General features: G+C 65.8%; 15 protein-coding genes. 4 read left to right on the forward strand and 11 right to left on the reverse strand.

Annotated elements, in window-relative coordinates:
• Positions 1-85: 85 nt before the first annotated feature.
• Positions 86-1,798: a serine/threonine dehydratase gene (locus tag AC1DJT_RS04780; protein WP_476767832.1), complete on the reverse strand. Its 1,713-nt coding sequence runs from the start codon at positions 1,796-1,798 to the stop codon at positions 86-88.
• A gap of 100 nt (positions 1,799-1,898) precedes the next feature.
• Between AC1DJT_RS04780 and AC1DJT_RS04785 the strand changes: the two genes are divergently transcribed.
• Positions 1,899-2,774 (forward strand): HpcH/HpaI aldolase/citrate lyase family protein, encoded by an 876-nt coding sequence (locus tag AC1DJT_RS04785; protein ID WP_476833633.1) that lies wholly within the window; start codon positions 1,899-1,901, stop codon positions 2,772-2,774.
• A gap of 108 nt (positions 2,775-2,882) precedes the next feature.
• Here AC1DJT_RS04785 and ppa read toward each other — a convergent pair whose 3' ends face one another.
• Entirely contained in the window at positions 2,883-3,419 is a 537-nt protein-coding gene (ppa, locus tag AC1DJT_RS04790) for an inorganic diphosphatase (RefSeq protein ID WP_441492722.1), read from the reverse strand.
• A gap of 154 nt (positions 3,420-3,573) precedes the next feature.
• Between ppa and AC1DJT_RS04795 the strand changes: the two genes are divergently transcribed.
• On the forward strand, positions 3,574-4,296 hold the full coding sequence (locus AC1DJT_RS04795) for a fused DSP-PTPase phosphatase/NAD kinase-like protein (protein ID WP_476767830.1): 723 nt from the start codon (positions 3,574-3,576) through the stop codon (positions 4,294-4,296).
• A 6-nt stretch (positions 4,297-4,302) separates the two neighbouring features.
• Here AC1DJT_RS04795 and AC1DJT_RS04800 read toward each other — a convergent pair whose 3' ends face one another.
• Positions 4,303-5,745 (reverse strand): lipopolysaccharide biosynthesis protein, encoded by a 1,443-nt coding sequence (locus tag AC1DJT_RS04800; RefSeq protein WP_476767829.1) that lies wholly within the window; start codon positions 5,743-5,745, stop codon positions 4,303-4,305.
• 220 nt (positions 5,746-5,965) lie between these two features.
• Here AC1DJT_RS04800 and AC1DJT_RS04805 point away from each other — a divergent pair, with 220 nt between their 5' ends.
• Positions 5,966-6,973 (forward strand): ornithine cyclodeaminase family protein, encoded by a 1,008-nt coding sequence (locus AC1DJT_RS04805; protein WP_476824751.1) that lies wholly within the window; start codon positions 5,966-5,968, stop codon positions 6,971-6,973.
• Positions 6,973-7,794: a phosphate/phosphite/phosphonate ABC transporter substrate-binding protein gene (locus AC1DJT_RS04810; RefSeq protein WP_476767827.1), complete on the forward strand. Its 822-nt coding sequence runs from the start codon at positions 6,973-6,975 to the stop codon at positions 7,792-7,794. Before AC1DJT_RS04805 ends, AC1DJT_RS04810 begins: the two co-directional genes overlap by 1 nt.
• Here AC1DJT_RS04810 and AC1DJT_RS04815 read toward each other — a convergent pair.
• The 8 genes from AC1DJT_RS04815 to hmuQ form a co-directional block, all read right to left on the reverse strand.
• Complete coding sequence (locus tag AC1DJT_RS04815) at positions 7,791-8,747, reverse strand: ABC transporter ATP-binding protein (RefSeq protein ID WP_476767826.1); 957 nt, start codon at positions 8,745-8,747, stop codon at positions 7,791-7,793. The genes AC1DJT_RS04810 and AC1DJT_RS04815 overlap by 4 nt on opposite strands.
• Positions 8,747-9,379: an ABC transporter permease gene (locus AC1DJT_RS04820; protein ID WP_441492716.1), complete on the reverse strand. Its 633-nt coding sequence runs from the start codon at positions 9,377-9,379 to the stop codon at positions 8,747-8,749. Before AC1DJT_RS04820 ends, AC1DJT_RS04815 begins: the two co-directional genes overlap by 1 nt.
• Entirely contained in the window at positions 9,379-10,008 is a 630-nt protein-coding gene (locus tag AC1DJT_RS04825; protein ID WP_441492715.1) for an ABC transporter permease, read from the reverse strand. Before AC1DJT_RS04825 ends, AC1DJT_RS04820 begins: the two co-directional genes overlap by 1 nt.
• Complete coding sequence (locus AC1DJT_RS04830; protein ID WP_476767825.1) at positions 10,005-11,528, reverse strand: HAL/PAL/TAL family ammonia-lyase; 1,524 nt, start codon at positions 11,526-11,528, stop codon at positions 10,005-10,007. The genes AC1DJT_RS04825 and AC1DJT_RS04830 overlap by 4 nt, the downstream gene beginning before the upstream one ends.
• Before the next feature lie 25 nt (positions 11,529-11,553).
• Positions 11,554-12,453, reverse strand: a complete 900-nt coding sequence (locus AC1DJT_RS04835; protein WP_476767824.1) for a glycine betaine ABC transporter substrate-binding protein — start codon at positions 12,451-12,453, stop codon at positions 11,554-11,556.
• A gap of 130 nt (positions 12,454-12,583) precedes the next feature.
• On the reverse strand, positions 12,584-13,267 hold the full coding sequence (locus tag AC1DJT_RS04840) for a DUF1684 domain-containing protein (RefSeq protein ID WP_476767823.1): 684 nt from the start codon (positions 13,265-13,267) through the stop codon (positions 12,584-12,586).
• Positions 13,268-13,518: 251 nt separating this feature from the next.
• Positions 13,519-14,061, reverse strand: a complete 543-nt coding sequence (gene hutX / locus AC1DJT_RS04845; protein WP_441507439.1) for a heme utilization cystosolic carrier protein HutX — start codon at positions 14,059-14,061, stop codon at positions 13,519-13,521.
• Between the two features lie 11 nt (positions 14,062-14,072).
• Positions 14,073-14,420 carry a heme-degrading protein HmuQ gene (hmuQ, locus tag AC1DJT_RS04850; RefSeq protein WP_441492710.1) on the reverse strand — a complete coding sequence of 116 codons (348 nt, stop codon included), beginning with the start codon at positions 14,418-14,420 and terminating at the stop codon, positions 14,073-14,075.
• Positions 14,421-14,478 lie beyond the last annotated feature (58 nt).

The raw sequence follows: 14,478 nt of genomic DNA on the forward strand, positions 1-14,478 counted from the left end.
CCCGGAATGGTCGGCCGAGCGTCGACCATTCATCGAACGAGCCTCGCGGCCCTCCGCCGCGCCGCGACAGGAAGAGGCACGCAGCCTAGGCTACAATCGCCTGCAGCTTGGCGAGATCGACATTCGCGCCGCAGACCAGAACGCCCAGGCGCTCGCCCGGCGCCGGCTTGTAGGCTCCCGAGACCAGCGCGCCGAAGGCGGCCGCGCCACCGGGCTCGACGGCCAGCCGGAAATCGCGCCAGAGCCGCGCCTGCGCCTCGGTAATGGCGGCATCCGGCACGAGCGCAACGTGATCGACCGTGTCCTTGCAGGCGTCATAGACCAGCTGGCCGACATTGCGGGCGCCGAGCGAATCCGCGGCCACCGAGGCGACATCGACCGCGACCGGTCCCTTGGCTTCGAGCGCCGCCTGCAAGGCACGCGAGCCCGCGGGTTCGACGCCGACCACCTTGACCTTCGATCCTGCGAACCAGGAGGCGATTCCCGAGATCAACCCGCCGCCACCGACTGCGACAAGCACCGTATCGAGATCGGGCTCCTGCAAATCCCACTCGCGCCCGAGCGTGCCCTGACCGGCGATGGTCTCGACCGCGGCGAAGGGATGGATCTTGAGCGCGCCGGTTTCCGCGACGAAGCGATCGCAGGCAGCCTGCGCATCGTCATATTGCGCGCCGCCGACCACGGCCTCCGCGCCGAAGCGCCGGATCGCCTCGATCTTGGCCGCGGGCGAAATCTCCGGCACGAAGATCGTCGCCTTCACGCCGCGTTCGCGCGCCGCATAGGCCACCGCCGCACCGTGGTTGCCCCCGGATGCAGCAGAAACCCCGGCAGCAGGCACCGGCAGAGACAGCAGGTTATTGAAGGCGCCGCGCGTCTTGAAGGACCCCGCATGCTGCAGGCATTCGAGCTTGAGCGAGATGTCCCCCACGGATCCGAGCGCCCCCTTGCCCAAGCGCATGATCGGCGTCACGCGAGCATGGCCAGCGATGCGCGCGGCAGCCGCCTCGATCATGGAATGGGACACCGGACGGTCGGACATGGCGCGATCCTGATAGGCTGGGCGATCCGGCGCGAAGGTCCAGATCGCGATGGGAAGCCCGTGGCTATCGCGTCCCGGCGGATCGGGGAAGGGCTTTCCACGCCCGCCCCGGATGTGCCTGGCGACGATCAGCGCCGCGAACGCATCCAGCATATCGTCTGCAGCAGCTCCCCGCGGCGGCCGTGCGTGAACGCTCTCGACCGGCAAGCCTGCCGCGATCAGAAGTGCCCGTCGTTCGGCCATGCCCTCGGGGTTGATCGCCCCCCGGACCTTCTTCGGGCTCAGAAGAGGAGCGCCGCGCATCGTCCGAAAGGCAAGTTCGGGATGGGTTTCATAGACGTGCTCGCGCCACAGTGGCTCCCGCCTCAACAAGCCGTCGATCTCCCGGATCTTTGGGAACAGAAAGAAGCCCTGCTGGGAGACCTTGCGCGGTGGCTCGGAGGTCGCGACGGCCACGCCGCAAGCCTCCAGATACTCTGCAGCCTGGACTGCCGAGCGCGAGGGAATGGAGAACACCGAGGATTGCCGCTCGCCGAGCAGGCTGCGCACCGCCTGCTCGGGGCCACGTCCGGAGCCGACAATCCGGTCCGGCAGGCCGATCGGCATATCGACCGCCACGAGATCGGGCGGCGCCGATCCCGCAAAGAGCTCGGAGAAATGCGAGATCACGCGCAACTGCGGACGCAGGGGCGTAGCGTCGCCCAGGATCGCAACGATCCAGCCCGCCTTGCAGCCGTCGACGCCGGCGATCCAGCCCATTCGCCCCCCTCTTCACCTTTCGATGAACTGTCGTTGCATTGCAGTCACGTCTAGTGTGCACTGCAGCGAAATTCGATCAGCCGTCGTTAAGGAGTATCCCATGACAGCGATCCGCCCACGCCGCAGCGTCCTGTATATGCCTGGTTCGAATGCCCGTGCGCTTGAAAAGGCTCGCGAGATTGCCGCCGATGCGCTGATCCTCGATCTGGAGGATGCCGTCGCCCCGGATTCCAAGGACATGGCGCGCGAGCAGGTCTGCGCCGCGGTGAAGGCCGGAGGCTATGGTCGGCGCGAACTGGTCATTCGGGTGAACGGCGTCGACACGCCCTGGTTCGAAGCGGACCTCGCCGCAGCGACCGAGGCCAGGCCCGACGCGATCCTGATCCCGAAAGTGTCGGCCCCCGAGACCTTGATCGAGATCGGCCACAAGCTGACCGGCCTTTGGGCCGATCCGGCCATCCGGATCTGGGCGATGATCGAAACGCCGCTCGCCGTCCTGGACGCGGCGCGGATTGCCGCGGCGGYGAAGGATCCCTCGACGCGGCTCGCCTGCTTCGTGATGGGCACGAACGATCTCGCCAAGGAAACCCGCGCTCGCTTCGTGCCCGGCCGTGCGCCGATGCTGCCTTGGCTGGTGACGGCCGTCCTCGCCGCCCGTGCCCATGGCATCGACATCGTCGACGGCGTCTACAACGATCTCAAGAACGAGGATGGCTTTGCGGCCGAATGCGCGCAGGGCCGCGATCTCGGCTTCGATGGCAAGACGCTGATCCATCCCTCACAGGTCGCTGCGGCCAACGCCGCCTTCGCGCCGGATGATCATGAGCTTGCCCGCGCCAAGGCGATCATCACCGCCTTCGAACAGCCGGAGAATGCCGACAAGGGCGCGATCCAGCTCGACGGCCGCATGGTCGAGCGGCTTCATGCCGAGATGGCCAGGCGCGTCGTGGCGCTGAGCGAGGCGATCGCGGCGTAACCTGCGCGATACCCGGCCTTGCGCCGGAGGCCCGTCTCGATCTGGGTGATGGCATGAGATCATGGCCGGGACAGGCCCGGCCATGATGGCGAATACCGGGGTCTGGCCTCAGCCCTTGGCCTTCTTTGCCCGCTCCATCGCCTCGACGATGAGCTGCTTTGCCTTGGTGGCGTCACCCCAGCCGGTGAGCTTCACCCATTTCCCGGGCTCGAGATCCTTGTAGTGCTCGAAAAAATGCTGGATCTGGTCGAGCGTGATCTGCGGCAGGTCGGTGTAGTTGTGCACGTTCTCGTAGCGCTTGGTGAGCTTGGGCACCGGCACGGCGATGATCTTCTCGTCACCGCCGCCCTCGTCCTCCATCATCATCACGCCGATCGGCCGGACCGCGATGTAGGAGCCGGGAATCAGGGGGCGTGTATTGGCGACCAGGACATCGCAGGGGTCGCCATCCTCGGACAGCGTATGCGGGATGAAACCGTAGTTCCCGGGATAACGCATCGGGGTGTAGAGGAAGCGATCGACGAAGAGCGTGCCGGCTTCCTTGTCCATCTCGTACTTGATCGGCTCGCCACCAATGGCCACCTCGATGACCACATTGACTTCGTCGGGCGGATTCTTGCCGATGGAGATGGCATCTAGGCGCATGGGTCATACCTGTTGAGACAAAAAACTGGCGCGCCTTATGCGCGCTGTAGCGCAAAAGTCCAAGCCCGACCTTTAGGCGGACGGGGCATCAGGGTTTGCGCATGGCACTTMCCACTGATATCGGGCTGCAGATGATCAAGGATGGAACTTTGTGGTGTTGAACCTGCTGCGCCGCAACGATCAGCGTTATGCGCGGCGAATGGCCCGCATCGCGCGCTGGGACCGGCCGCTTACCGGCCGGGTCGACCGGCTGCGCGCCTGGGCCAACATGCTGCTGGTCGATCATGGCATCTTCCGCCTGGCCTATCTCAATGCCCACCGGGTCACGCCGCGCCTTTGGCGGGCCGCCCAGCCCGCGCCCACCGACGTCGCCTGGTTCGCCCGCCAGGGCGTCAAGACGATCGTCAACCTGCGCGGCGGTCGCGAGCACGGCGCCTGGCCGCTGCAGCGCGAAGCCTGCGAACGTCACAACATCGCACTGGTCGAATTCGTGCTGCGTTCGCGTGGTGCACCTGACCGCGAGACGATCCTCGGCTCCAAGGCCTTCTTCGAGGGCCTGAAGGAACCTGCGCTGGTGCATTGCAAATCGGGCGCGGACCGGGCTGGCTTTTTCTCGGCGCTCTATCTGCTGGTGCACGAGAACCGCCCGCTCGACGAAGCCATGAAACAGCTCTCGTTGCGCTACGGCCATTTCCGCTTCGCCAAGACCGGGATCCTCGACGCGTTCTTCGAAGCCTATGCCCGCGAGGGCGAGGCCAAGGGCATCGCCTTCCTCGACTGGGTCGAGCGCAGCTACGATCCCGAGGTGCTCGAGAGAGACTTCAAGACGGGCTTTCTGTCTTCGCTGATCGCCGACCGCCTGATCCGGCGCGAGTAGACCTGCTCAACGCGCCGCACGCGGCAGGGCAGGAGCGCCCCCCATCCGCGTCCAGGTAAACTGGATATGCGCCATCATGCGCGCGAACGAAACGCATCCGATCGCGGTGAGCAGCGCCACCGACAAAGTCCCGAACCACCACATAACCAACGCGGCACCGGCCAGCGAAACCGCATTCGTCATCATCTGCCGTCGCGGATACAGCGACAGTGAACCGATCTCGTGCAGCGGTCCGACCAGGGTACTGCAGCCATAGAACAGCGAGAGCAGCGCCATGGTCTCGCCGACCCCTTCCCATTGCGTGCCCTCGAGCACGTAGTCGGCCCCGAGTGCGGCGATGGCGACGCCGGCGAAGAGCACGACGACAATGGCAACCATGCCCATGGTGATCCGACGGGCCCAATGTTGCCGATCCGCTCCCTCGCGCTTGCGCAGATCATTCATCGCCAGCGGCGTGACCGCCGCGTTGAACAATTGCATCGGCATTTCCAGCAGGCGCATGGCAAGGGCGACATGCGCCGCCAGAAGGGCGTTGCCGGCGAAGGGCAGCGCCAGCAGCGGCGCCACCATGAAACCGAAGGACAGCAGCGCCGAGGGCAGCAGATAGGTCGGCGCCGTGCGCCAGCGTATCGCCGACTCCATCAGTTCCCGGTGCGACCAGCAGCGCAGCCTCACGAAGCCGATCAGCGCCTTGTGACGGCGCCAGACCAGGTAGATCGCAGCCATCGCGTGGCCGAAGGCATCGGCGGCGAACAGCGCAAGCGCCGTCGGGCCGAGCGGCCAGATCAGCAGGATCATCATGGCCGGCTGGACGATCGCCTGCACGACATTGCTGTTGCCGATCGTCGTGAAATCACCCTCGGCGGTCGCCTCGGCGGTCATCAGCCTGATGGCCGCACGGCTGGCCAACGAAATCAGGAAGAGCGCACCAAAGCCGCGCAGGACCCAGCCCGCGGACGCCGCGAACAGGATTGCCGCAGTCATCCCGGCAAGGAAAACCAGTCCCGCAGCGAAGGCCAGTCGAAACGCCCTGCCGAGACGCACCCTGTCATTGCTCTGAAAGAACACGGCCTCGAAGCGCAGCAGAACTGCGATCGCGACGAAATTGGCCAGCGCCGAAAAGATCGCGAAATCCGCGAAAACCTTGGGTGGGCACAGGGCCGCTGCGAAGAGCAGGCCCCATACCGAAAGAATCCGCGCCTGGACGAAGCGCAGCGCCAGCATCAAGCCGTTGCGGAGACCGGTGCGCCTGACGGGAGAGCCATCGGCCGCGATCGGCTCGGCCGGAACGGGCGCCGACGCGGCCGCTGCAAAGCCGCCCCTGTCCAGTGCGAGTTGCGCAGCCATATCCACGTCCCCGGTCGGGATGTCGGGCAGGTCGTCTTCGCTCGACCGGGGGCCGTGGCGCTCGCCTGCCGGAGTTCGCTCGCGATCAACCCCTTCGATCACGTCGCTTCACTCCGCAGGCTGCACGCTGCGCCGGTATGGTTAACGCACGGTAAATTTGCAGGCACTTTCGCTGGTCGCGCCGGGGAGGGTTCTCGCTACCATGCGAGCTGTGGCGGAAAAGTGGCAAAACCCGTCATTTATCAGCGTTCTAACTGAGCTCCATTGTCATCTGAGGACGTCCCGGTCAGTGTTTCCCTCACAGCTTGAGAGGCTTGATCCCATGACGCGCGCCCCCATCCACCTCGATTTCCTGAATGCGCTGGACGTCGAGGCACTAGGGTTGACCGACCCGGAGATCATCTCCGCAGTGGAGGCTGGGCTCGCGGCGCAAGGACGCGGGGAAACCGTGATCGAACCGCGCATGCACCTGATTCCAGGCGGCAGCAGTGGTCATTTCAACGTGCTGAGGGGCGCGTTTCGGGCGCCGATCAATCTGGCGGGCGTCAAGGTGATCGGGGACTTCGTCGACAACTACAAGGAGGACCTGCCCTCGGAGCTTGGCCTGCTCCTGTTGATGGACCCGTCCAATGGCGTGCCCAGGGCCATCATCGACGGGAGCCATCTCACCGATATGCGCACCGGCGCAGTCACAGCCATCGGCGCGAAATACCTTGCGCGCAAGGGTGCCAAGGTGCTGGGTCATATCGGGGCACGCGGCACGGCCTACTGGAACGTGCGCCTGCTCGACTCGCTGTTCGACTTCGACGAGATCCGGGTGCATTCCCGCCGACAGGAAAGCCGCGAGGCTTTCGGAGCACGGCTCACAGCTGATCTCGGCAAGCCCGTCACGGTGACAGAGGACTGGCGCTCCTGCGTCGACGGCGCCGATATCGTTGTCGAAGCCTCGCGCCTCGATGCTCCCGAGCCACTGCTGAGGACGGACTGGATCAAGCCAGGCGCTTTCGTCGTGCCCTACGGCACGATGAGTGCCGTCGAGCTTTCGCTGACCGATATCATGAGCAAGCTCGTCGTCGACGACTGGGGCCAGTGCCGATCGGGCCAGTTCGGCTCGCTGCGCGCCCATGTCGAGGCCGGCAAGCTCTCGGAGGCGACCCTTCATGCCGAGATGGGCGAAATCGTCGCCGGGCTGAAGCCCGGCCGCGAGAGTGACGACGAAACCATCCTGTTCTGGCATCGCGGGCTCTCGCTCTCCGACATCGCGCTTGGCCATTTCATGCTGGAGAAGGCCGGGCGCATGGGGATTGGCCAGAGGCTGCGTTACGCCTGATGAACCCTGCCACACCGCACCTTGTCGCCAATGCGCGGATGTATGCCGTCAACCCGGCGGTTCGTGCTGCCTGGACCGATCTCTTCGCCTGGATCTCAAGCCGGTCGGGGGTGCCGCTGACTGTCGTCGACCATGCCGCACCGGCTCCATTGGAGGACCTCTGGCGACGCGGCGATCTCGGCCTCGCCTTCATCTGCGGCTACCCCTTCGCAAGCGGTCGCTTTCCCGTGCAGCCGATCGCGGCTCCGATCCCGGCCGCAGCGCTTGCGGGCGGGCGGCCCTTCTATGCAACTCATCTCGTCACCCGCGCCGAAAGCCCGATCGCCACGCTCGCCGGGAGCTTCGGTCAGCGCCTTGGCTGGACGGTCGAGCACTCCCAGTCCGGGTTCAACGCCTTGCGCAGCCACCTGCTCCCCCATTGGAAGGCCGGGCCGTTGTATCGGCAAAGCATCGGCCCGCTTCTGACGCCGCGCCGGGTGATTGCCGCGTTGCTCAACGACGAAATCGATATTGGTCCGCTCGACTCGTATTTTCACGACCTGTTGCTCGCGCATGAGCCCGAAACCGCTGTACGGCTGCGGATCATCGAGACGACGCTCCCAAGGCCGATGCCGCTCCTGGTCGCCTCGGACACGCTGGACGCGGCCCCACTTGCAAACCTTCGCGATGCGCTGCTCGACGCTGCAGCCCAGCCGCAGCCGCAGGCTTTGCTGCCTCGCCTGAAGCTCTCCGGTTTCGCAGCCATGGAACGCAGCACCTATGACGTGCTGCTCGAGGATGCACGCAGGGCGGAAGCCGCCGGATATGGTCGGCCGGGCTAGGGTTCGGCCGGGCGCCCGGCACTGCGCGCCCGGATCGCCGCAAGCGTGATACGCCCGAGCGGCCGGCTGTCGCCATCGACGATGGTCGCGCCGTCTCGCCCCTCGGTCAGAAGCGCGGAGAGCACGTTGCGCAGATTGGCCGATGCCGGAAGCCGCAGGTCGGAAACCTCTGGCGCTCCCTCTTCGACCGCATCTGCGGCGCTGACCAGAGAGAGGCGCCGTAGCGCGGCGTCAGCACCGACGAAATCGGCGACGAATGCGTCAGCCGGAGCCGCCAGCAGGCGGTCGGGTGTGTCATACTGCACCAGGCCGCCATCCTTCATGATGGCGACGACATCGCCCATGCGGATCGCTTCATCGATGTCATGGGTGACGAAGATCACCGTCTTCTTCAGCCGGCGCAGGATCGCAACGAACTCCTCCTGGAGGCGTCCCCGCACCACGGGATCGACGGCACCGAACGGCTCGTCCATCAGCATGACCGGCGGGTCGGCAGCCAAGGCGCGCGCCACCCCGACACGCTGGCGCTGTCCGCCGGAGAGATGGCGCGGGTAGCGCGCCAGGAACTGCGCGGGCTCCAGCCCGACGAGTGCCAGCATCTCCTCCGAGCGCGACCTGATCTTCTCCGCCGGCCAGCCCAGCAGTTTGGGCACGGTCGCGACATTCTCGGCGATGGTCATGTGCGGGAACAGGCCGACCTGCTGAATGACATAGCCKATGCGGCGGCGAAGCAGCACCGGATCGGCCTGGGTGACATCCTCCCCCCCAACGATGATCCGGCCGGAACTCGGTTCGATCAGCCGGTTCACCATCCGCATTGTCGTGGTCTTGCCGCAGCCGGATGGGCCGATCAGCACGCAGGTCCGGCCTTCGGGCACAGAAAGATCGAGGCTGTCGACCGCGGGACGCGCGATGCCTGGGAAGAGCTTGCTGACATTCTCGAGACGGATCATCAGGCCCCCATTCGCGCGGAACGCGTCATAGCGCGCTCGACGCTCGCAAAACCGATCTCGACCAGCAGCGCGAGCAAGGCGACCGCGACCGCTCCGGCAATCAGCTGCGGAAAATTGAAATTCGCCATGCCGGCAGTGATCAGCTCGCCGAGACCGCCGCCGCCGATGAAGGCCGCGAGCGTCGCCGCCGAGACGACCTGCACGGCGGCCGTGCGGATGCCCGCAAAAATCACCGGCAGCGCCAGCGGGATCTCGATCCGCGTCATCACCTGCGCATCCGAAAGTCCCTGCCCGCGCGCCGCCTCGACGATGTCGCGGTCGACTTCGCTCAGGCCCGTATAGGTGTTGAGCAGCAGGGCCGGCAGGCCGTACAGCGTCAGCGCCACCACAGACGGCAGGAAGCCGGTGCCGAGCAGGGGCAGCATGATGACGAGCAAAGCCAGGCTCGGCACGGTGCGCAGGATGTTGACGATCGCGATCGCCGAATTGGCGAAGCTGCGATGACGCGTCAGCGCAAGCCCGAGCGGCAGTGCGATCAGCACCACGGCGAGAAGCGCCACGCCCGAAAGCCAGAGATGATTCTCGACCGCTGTCCAGAAGATGCGGGGATTGGCGGAGATCCAGCCGAGCATCAGGCGCCCTCCGCCTGGGCCGCCCGCAGGCCGAGCTCGAGCCGACGCAAGATCTCGTCGCAGGCGATGGCAAGCAGCGAGGTCATGATCGCGCCGACGACGACCTTCTCGCCGAAATCCTGGGTGATGCCCTGGAAGATGATGTCGCCAAGGCCGCCGGCATTGATGAAGGCGGCCACGGTCGCGACCGAGACCATGGTGACGACCGTGATGCGGATGCCGGCGATGATCACCGGCAACGCCAGCGGGAGCTCGATGGCGAAAAGCCGACGCCAGCGGCCATAGCCCATGCCGTCGGCGGCATCCAGAATCTCGGGCGCGATCTCGCGCAGGCCGGTTGCCGTGTTCCGGATGATGATCAGCAGGGCATACATCACGAGCGCAACGATCGCCGGGCCAAAGCCCAGCCCGAGGATGGGAATCAACAGCGCAAAGATCGCCAGTGCCGGCACCGTGTAGAGGGCGCCCGAAATCAACAGCACGACGAGGTAGAACGTCGGCCGCCGCGCGGAGATGATCCCGAGCGGCAGGCCGATGACGAGCGAGATCGCGAGCCCGATGCCAACGAGCTGGATATGCTCCCAGAGCGCGATCAGCAGGCGGTCGTAATTCTCAATGATCCAGGTCATGCCGGCAGGTCCGAAAACGCTGCGGCAAGCTCTCCCGCCGCCAGGCGTTCGGCCAGCGCCTCGAACTCGCGCCCCATCGGCCGGTCATCGTCGAGCCGGGCGACATGGGCGCGGACGAAGCCAAGTGCGAGAGTGGTGCCGACGCCGAGCCTGATGCCCTCGCGCTGATCGGCGGCCTCGGCGGCCACGACGAGTTCGATCGCAGCAAGCCGCGCCAGGTGCTCGGCGATCATCGCCGTCTTTGCGACGATGCGCGGCGTCATCGGCGCGTAATCCTCGACACCATCGGCAACCGGCATGGTCATCGGGCCGAGCGGCAGGGCGAGATGGCGGATCTCCGCTTCCAGGGCTGCGGTCGTCTTCTGCGTGGTCGCAAACCCCGCATGCGTGCCGCCATGGCGTGTCAGGAAGCGCGGCAACCCGCTGGACGCAGGCGACATCAGCTTGGTGATACGGAACGCCGAGATCGTCGCTGCGTGGGCGACTGCCAGTCCGAGCCCCTCGAGCGCGAGTGCGAGAGCCGTCGTGTCGAAATTGACGGTCGAACGCAGGACATCCTCGGTGATGAGCACCGCCGGGCTGTCGCCGGCCCCGTTGAGCTCGACTTCGACGAGCGCCCGCGCCGTATCGAGCGCTGCGGATGCGGCTCCGTTCACGGGCGCCAGGCAGCGAAAGGACAGCGGGTCCTGCACGCGTCTGGCAGCGCCTTCATCGAGGAGATCGCTCCCGGCCAGGAGTTCGCGCAACTTCGCCGCGCCAGTGACATGGCTCGGCACCGGCCGAAGGGCGACCAGATTGCTGGCGATGGGCGAGAGATTGGCGCGGTAGGCCTCCAGCGAGAGCGCGCCTGCCACCGTCAGCGCCTGCAGCGCCATGGTCATGGCGCGAAGCGCGAGCGCCGCCAGGCCCGCGCTCTCGGCATTGGCATTGAGCAGCGCGAGCCCGTCCTTCGGCCCCAGGGGCGGAAGCGCTATGCCGGCCAGGCGCATGGCCTCGGGGCCGGGCCGAATCCGCCCGTCGAACTCGGCCTCGCCCTCCCCTGTCAGCGGCAGAAAGAGCTGGGCCAGCGAGCTGAGGTCGGCCTCACCCAGCGAGCCGATGCGTCGGACGACAGGATGAACCCCGGAATTCAGCATCGCAGCGAGCGTCCCGACAAGGCCCGGCGAGATGCCCGACGCGCCCTGCGCAAGACCGGCAAGCCGCGCCAGCAGTACGGCCCGCACCTCGGCCCGTGACAGGCAATGCCCGACCCCGACAGCCCGCGCCCGAACGGCCCGCTGCTGGAAGGCAGCAATCTGATCCGCCGCCAGCCGCGTATCGACCGCAGCCCCGAGGCCGGTCGTCAGGCCGTAGACGGCCTCGCCGCGTTCGAGGCTGCGCTCGACCACCGCGCGAGCCCCGCTCAGCCGCTCATGCAACGCGGGAGCCAGCATGATCTGCGCAGCATCATGCGCGACGGCATGGACCTGTTCGATCGAAAGCGGCCCGGCACCGATGACGACGGCGGGGGCCGCTTGCACCAGCTCCATCCGCAGACCGCCCGCCTTAGCGGACAAGACCCTTGGCTTTCAGGAAGGCGGCGGCGACGACGCGCGGCTCCTTCTTGTCGACCTCGACCTGTCGGTTCAGCTCCTGCATCGTCGCATTGTTGAGCGCCGCCCCGACCTTCTCGAGGATCTCGACGACCTTGGCATTGCCGGCAATCTCCTGACGCACGACCGGGGCGAGGAAATAGGGCGGGAACAGCGACTTGTCGTCGTCCAGCGCTACGAACTTCTCCGCCGCGATCTGCCAGTCGGTGGAGAAGCCGTTGGCGATGTCGACCTGCTTCTGGTTCAGCGCCTCGTAGCGCAGCCGGAGCGCAGCGAACTGCTTGAACTCGGCAAACTCGGCGCCATAAACCTCCTTGAGACCCGCGATGCCATCACGGCGGTCGACGAATTCGGTACCGGCGCCGAGCCGGAGCTTGGACGAGACCTTGCCGAGATCTGTCAGGGTCTTGAGGTTGTATTCCTTCGCCGTCTCCGGCCGCACCACGATGGCATAGCCGTTATTGATGCCGGAAGGCTTCAGCCAGGTCAGGTTGAACTCCTTCTCGTAGAAGGCCTTGACCATGCCGCGCACCTTCTCCGGGTCGGTTTCGGTCACGCCCTGGGCCTTCATCACGGCGTTGAGGCCGGTCCCGGTATATTCCGGATAKAGATCGATCGCGCCGCTCTTCAGGGCCTCATGCGCCACCAGCGTGCCACCGAGATTGATCTTGCGCTCGACCTTGAAACCAGCGCCCTCGAGGGCCGCGGCATAGAGCTCGGCAACGATGAACTGCTCGGTGAAATTTTTGGAACCGATCTTGATCGTCTGGGCCGCTGCCGCCGACAGCCCGACCAGGATCATGGCGGCAACAGTACAGACCGTCTTCGCGAAGCGCATGCTGACAAGTTTCATGGCTGCCTCCTGTGATGGCTCAAGGGGTTAGCTAACGAGGGATCGAACAGCGATGCAAGTTTCGGGCTCGTGAAGGAGAAAAGCGCCTTCGCGATTCCAGTCTCGGAGAACGAACGCCCCGGGCAAGCGCTCAACTGAGGGGATTTCGTTCGCCCGCGCGGATGGCGGCGGGCAGGCGATTCTCGATGGGCGACAAAGGGCAGACCCAGGCCTCGGAATAGGCGCAGGACGGGTAATAGGCGAAATTGAAGTCGAGGATCGTACGCCCCTGCGAAGTCGCGCCGAGATCAGCGCTCTTGATCGTGTCGAGCAGGTAGCGGCCGCCGGCAAAGGTCTCCTCGCCATTGCTCGCATCGCCGAAGGGCAGGAAGGTCCCGCCGCCATAGCCCTCGATCCAGTAAAGCGTCAGCTCCCGACCGAGCGCGCCCTCCAATCCGTCGGTCAGCGCGTAGGGCCGGAGCACCATGGCGCCGTCCTTTCCGGCTTCGACCCGAATGGTTTCACGCCCGATCGCGGGCCGGAGCCCGACCTCGAAGCGCAGCGCCGGATCGTAGGAGAAATAGCGGATGCCCCTGAAGCGCTGCCGCCGAGCGGCCGCAAGCGGCGACTGCCGATGCTCGCGAAACAACCGGTCGCGTACGCTTCGCCACTGCGTCCAGCCCGCTTCCGCCGGCATCGCCCGGACCGCTGCGTAGAGATCGGCCACCTGCCGACGCCAATCCTGGAGCGAGGCCATGTTCTCGAGTACCGCGCTCGCAGACAGGCGAGCCCCTGATCTGGTGGATTCCGCTCCGGCAATGATCTGGTTTTTCATGGAGTGCAGCCTTCGGTTCGACTGAACGGGATCGCTTAGGCACGAGAACCGCCGCCGCCGGTCAACGCGTCGGCGACGCAGGCGTTCCCACATCGCCCATTGTGCCGATCCTGCTGTCAGGCCGTGTCAGCGTTCCCGGCGGTGCCAGCAAAAATCGTCGCGTCGAGGCACAAAGCCAAGGCCAATGAAGAACGCCGCCGTCACGAGATCGCGACGACGGCGTTGAACTKGCGGATCGGAAGCCCGAGCTGTCAGGAAAATTGCGTCTTCAGGCCTTCGAAGAGCGCAACCTGCTCGGCAATCAGCGCACGCTTCTCGTCGCGCCGCACGAAGACCTTGAACATCGCTTCGCCGGCAGCATTGAAGAACTGGACCGAGCAGGAGCGGCGGCCATGGAACTGTCGATCGACCAGATAGATCGCCGTGCAGTTGCCTGCCTTGATATGTCCGCCGATCGGGCTGTCGCCATGAATGTTGTAGTAGCCATGGCCGAAGGAGCCGACGGGCAGCGAGCCTTCACATTCCAGCACGATATCGGCGGTGTGGACGATGAAGAGCACCTCGCCCCAGGTCGAGAGCGCCTGCCACAGAGCCTCGAAGCGCTCGGCAGCGATGAAATGGCGCTGGTCGGCCGGCGCTGCCTCGAGCACCGCGAGCGTCGGCACGCCGACCTCGCGGGCGATGGCCTCGATCACGCCATCCGGCTTGGCTGCCAGCGCCTGCCTGACGCGCTCCATCGGGTCTGTCTGTGACGGGTCCTGGACCGCCGCTGCACTCGCCTGCGAGATCGACATGCCGTCCTCCCTCACTCTGCCGCCTGGCGGGGCAAATGCGGATTGGCCTCGCTGAGCACCGTCTCGAAACCTTCGAATTCGGGATGCCCGAGATACATCGGCGTAGCCCTGGGCTGGCCGGCATTGCGGTGTGATTCACGGAACTGGTCGGACTTCGTCCAGGCCGTGAAATCCTCCTTCGAGGCCCAGGTCGTGTGCGAGGAATAGAGGGTATGGTCTTCCTTCTCCGGCCCCTTGAGCAAATGGAAGGCGATGAAGCCGCTCATCTCGTCGAGGCGGGTCTTGCGCGAGGACCAGACCGTCTCAAAAGCGGCCTCCTCTCCCTTGACGACCTTGAAGCGATTCATGGCGATGAACATGGGTGTTTTCCTCAGTTGGCTGGCTGTTGGCTGGCTTGGTTGAACGGGAAGCGGGCAG

The sequence above is a fragment of the Allobosea sp. 05T422_2 genome (genome assembly GCF_056396265.1).

Excerpts from the sequence above, each read along its gene's own strand:
- AC1DJT_RS04780 (WP_476767832.1), bottom strand. The coding sequence starts at position 1,798 with ATGGGCTGGATCGCCGGCGTCGACGGCTGCAAGGCGGGCTGGATCGTT.
- AC1DJT_RS04825 (WP_441492715.1), bottom strand. The coding sequence starts at position 10,008 with ATGACCTGGATCATTGAGAATTACGACCGCCTGCTGATCGCGCTCTGG.
- hutX (WP_441507439.1), bottom strand. The coding sequence starts at position 14,061 with ATGTCGATCTCGCAGGCGAGTGCAGCGGCGGTCCAGGACCCGTCACAG.
- AC1DJT_RS04810 (WP_476767827.1), top strand. The coding sequence starts at position 6,973 with ATGAACCCTGCCACACCGCACCTTGTCGCCAATGCGCGGATGTATGCC.
- AC1DJT_RS04820 (WP_441492716.1), bottom strand. The coding sequence starts at position 9,379 with ATGCTCGGCTGGATCTCCGCCAATCCCCGCATCTTCTGGACAGCGGTC.
- hmuQ (WP_441492710.1), bottom strand. The coding sequence starts at position 14,420 with ATGTTCATCGCCATGAATCGCTTCAAGGTCGTCAAGGGAGAGGAGGCC.
- ppa (WP_441492722.1), bottom strand. The coding sequence starts at position 3,419 with ATGCGCCTAGATGCCATCTCCATCGGCAAGAATCCGCCCGACGAAGTC.
- AC1DJT_RS04840 (WP_476767823.1), bottom strand. The coding sequence starts at position 13,267 with ATGAAAAACCAGATCATTGCCGGAGCGGAATCCACCAGATCAGGGGCT.
- AC1DJT_RS04805 (WP_476824751.1), top strand. The coding sequence starts at position 5,966 with ATGACGCGCGCCCCCATCCACCTCGATTTCCTGAATGCGCTGGACGTC.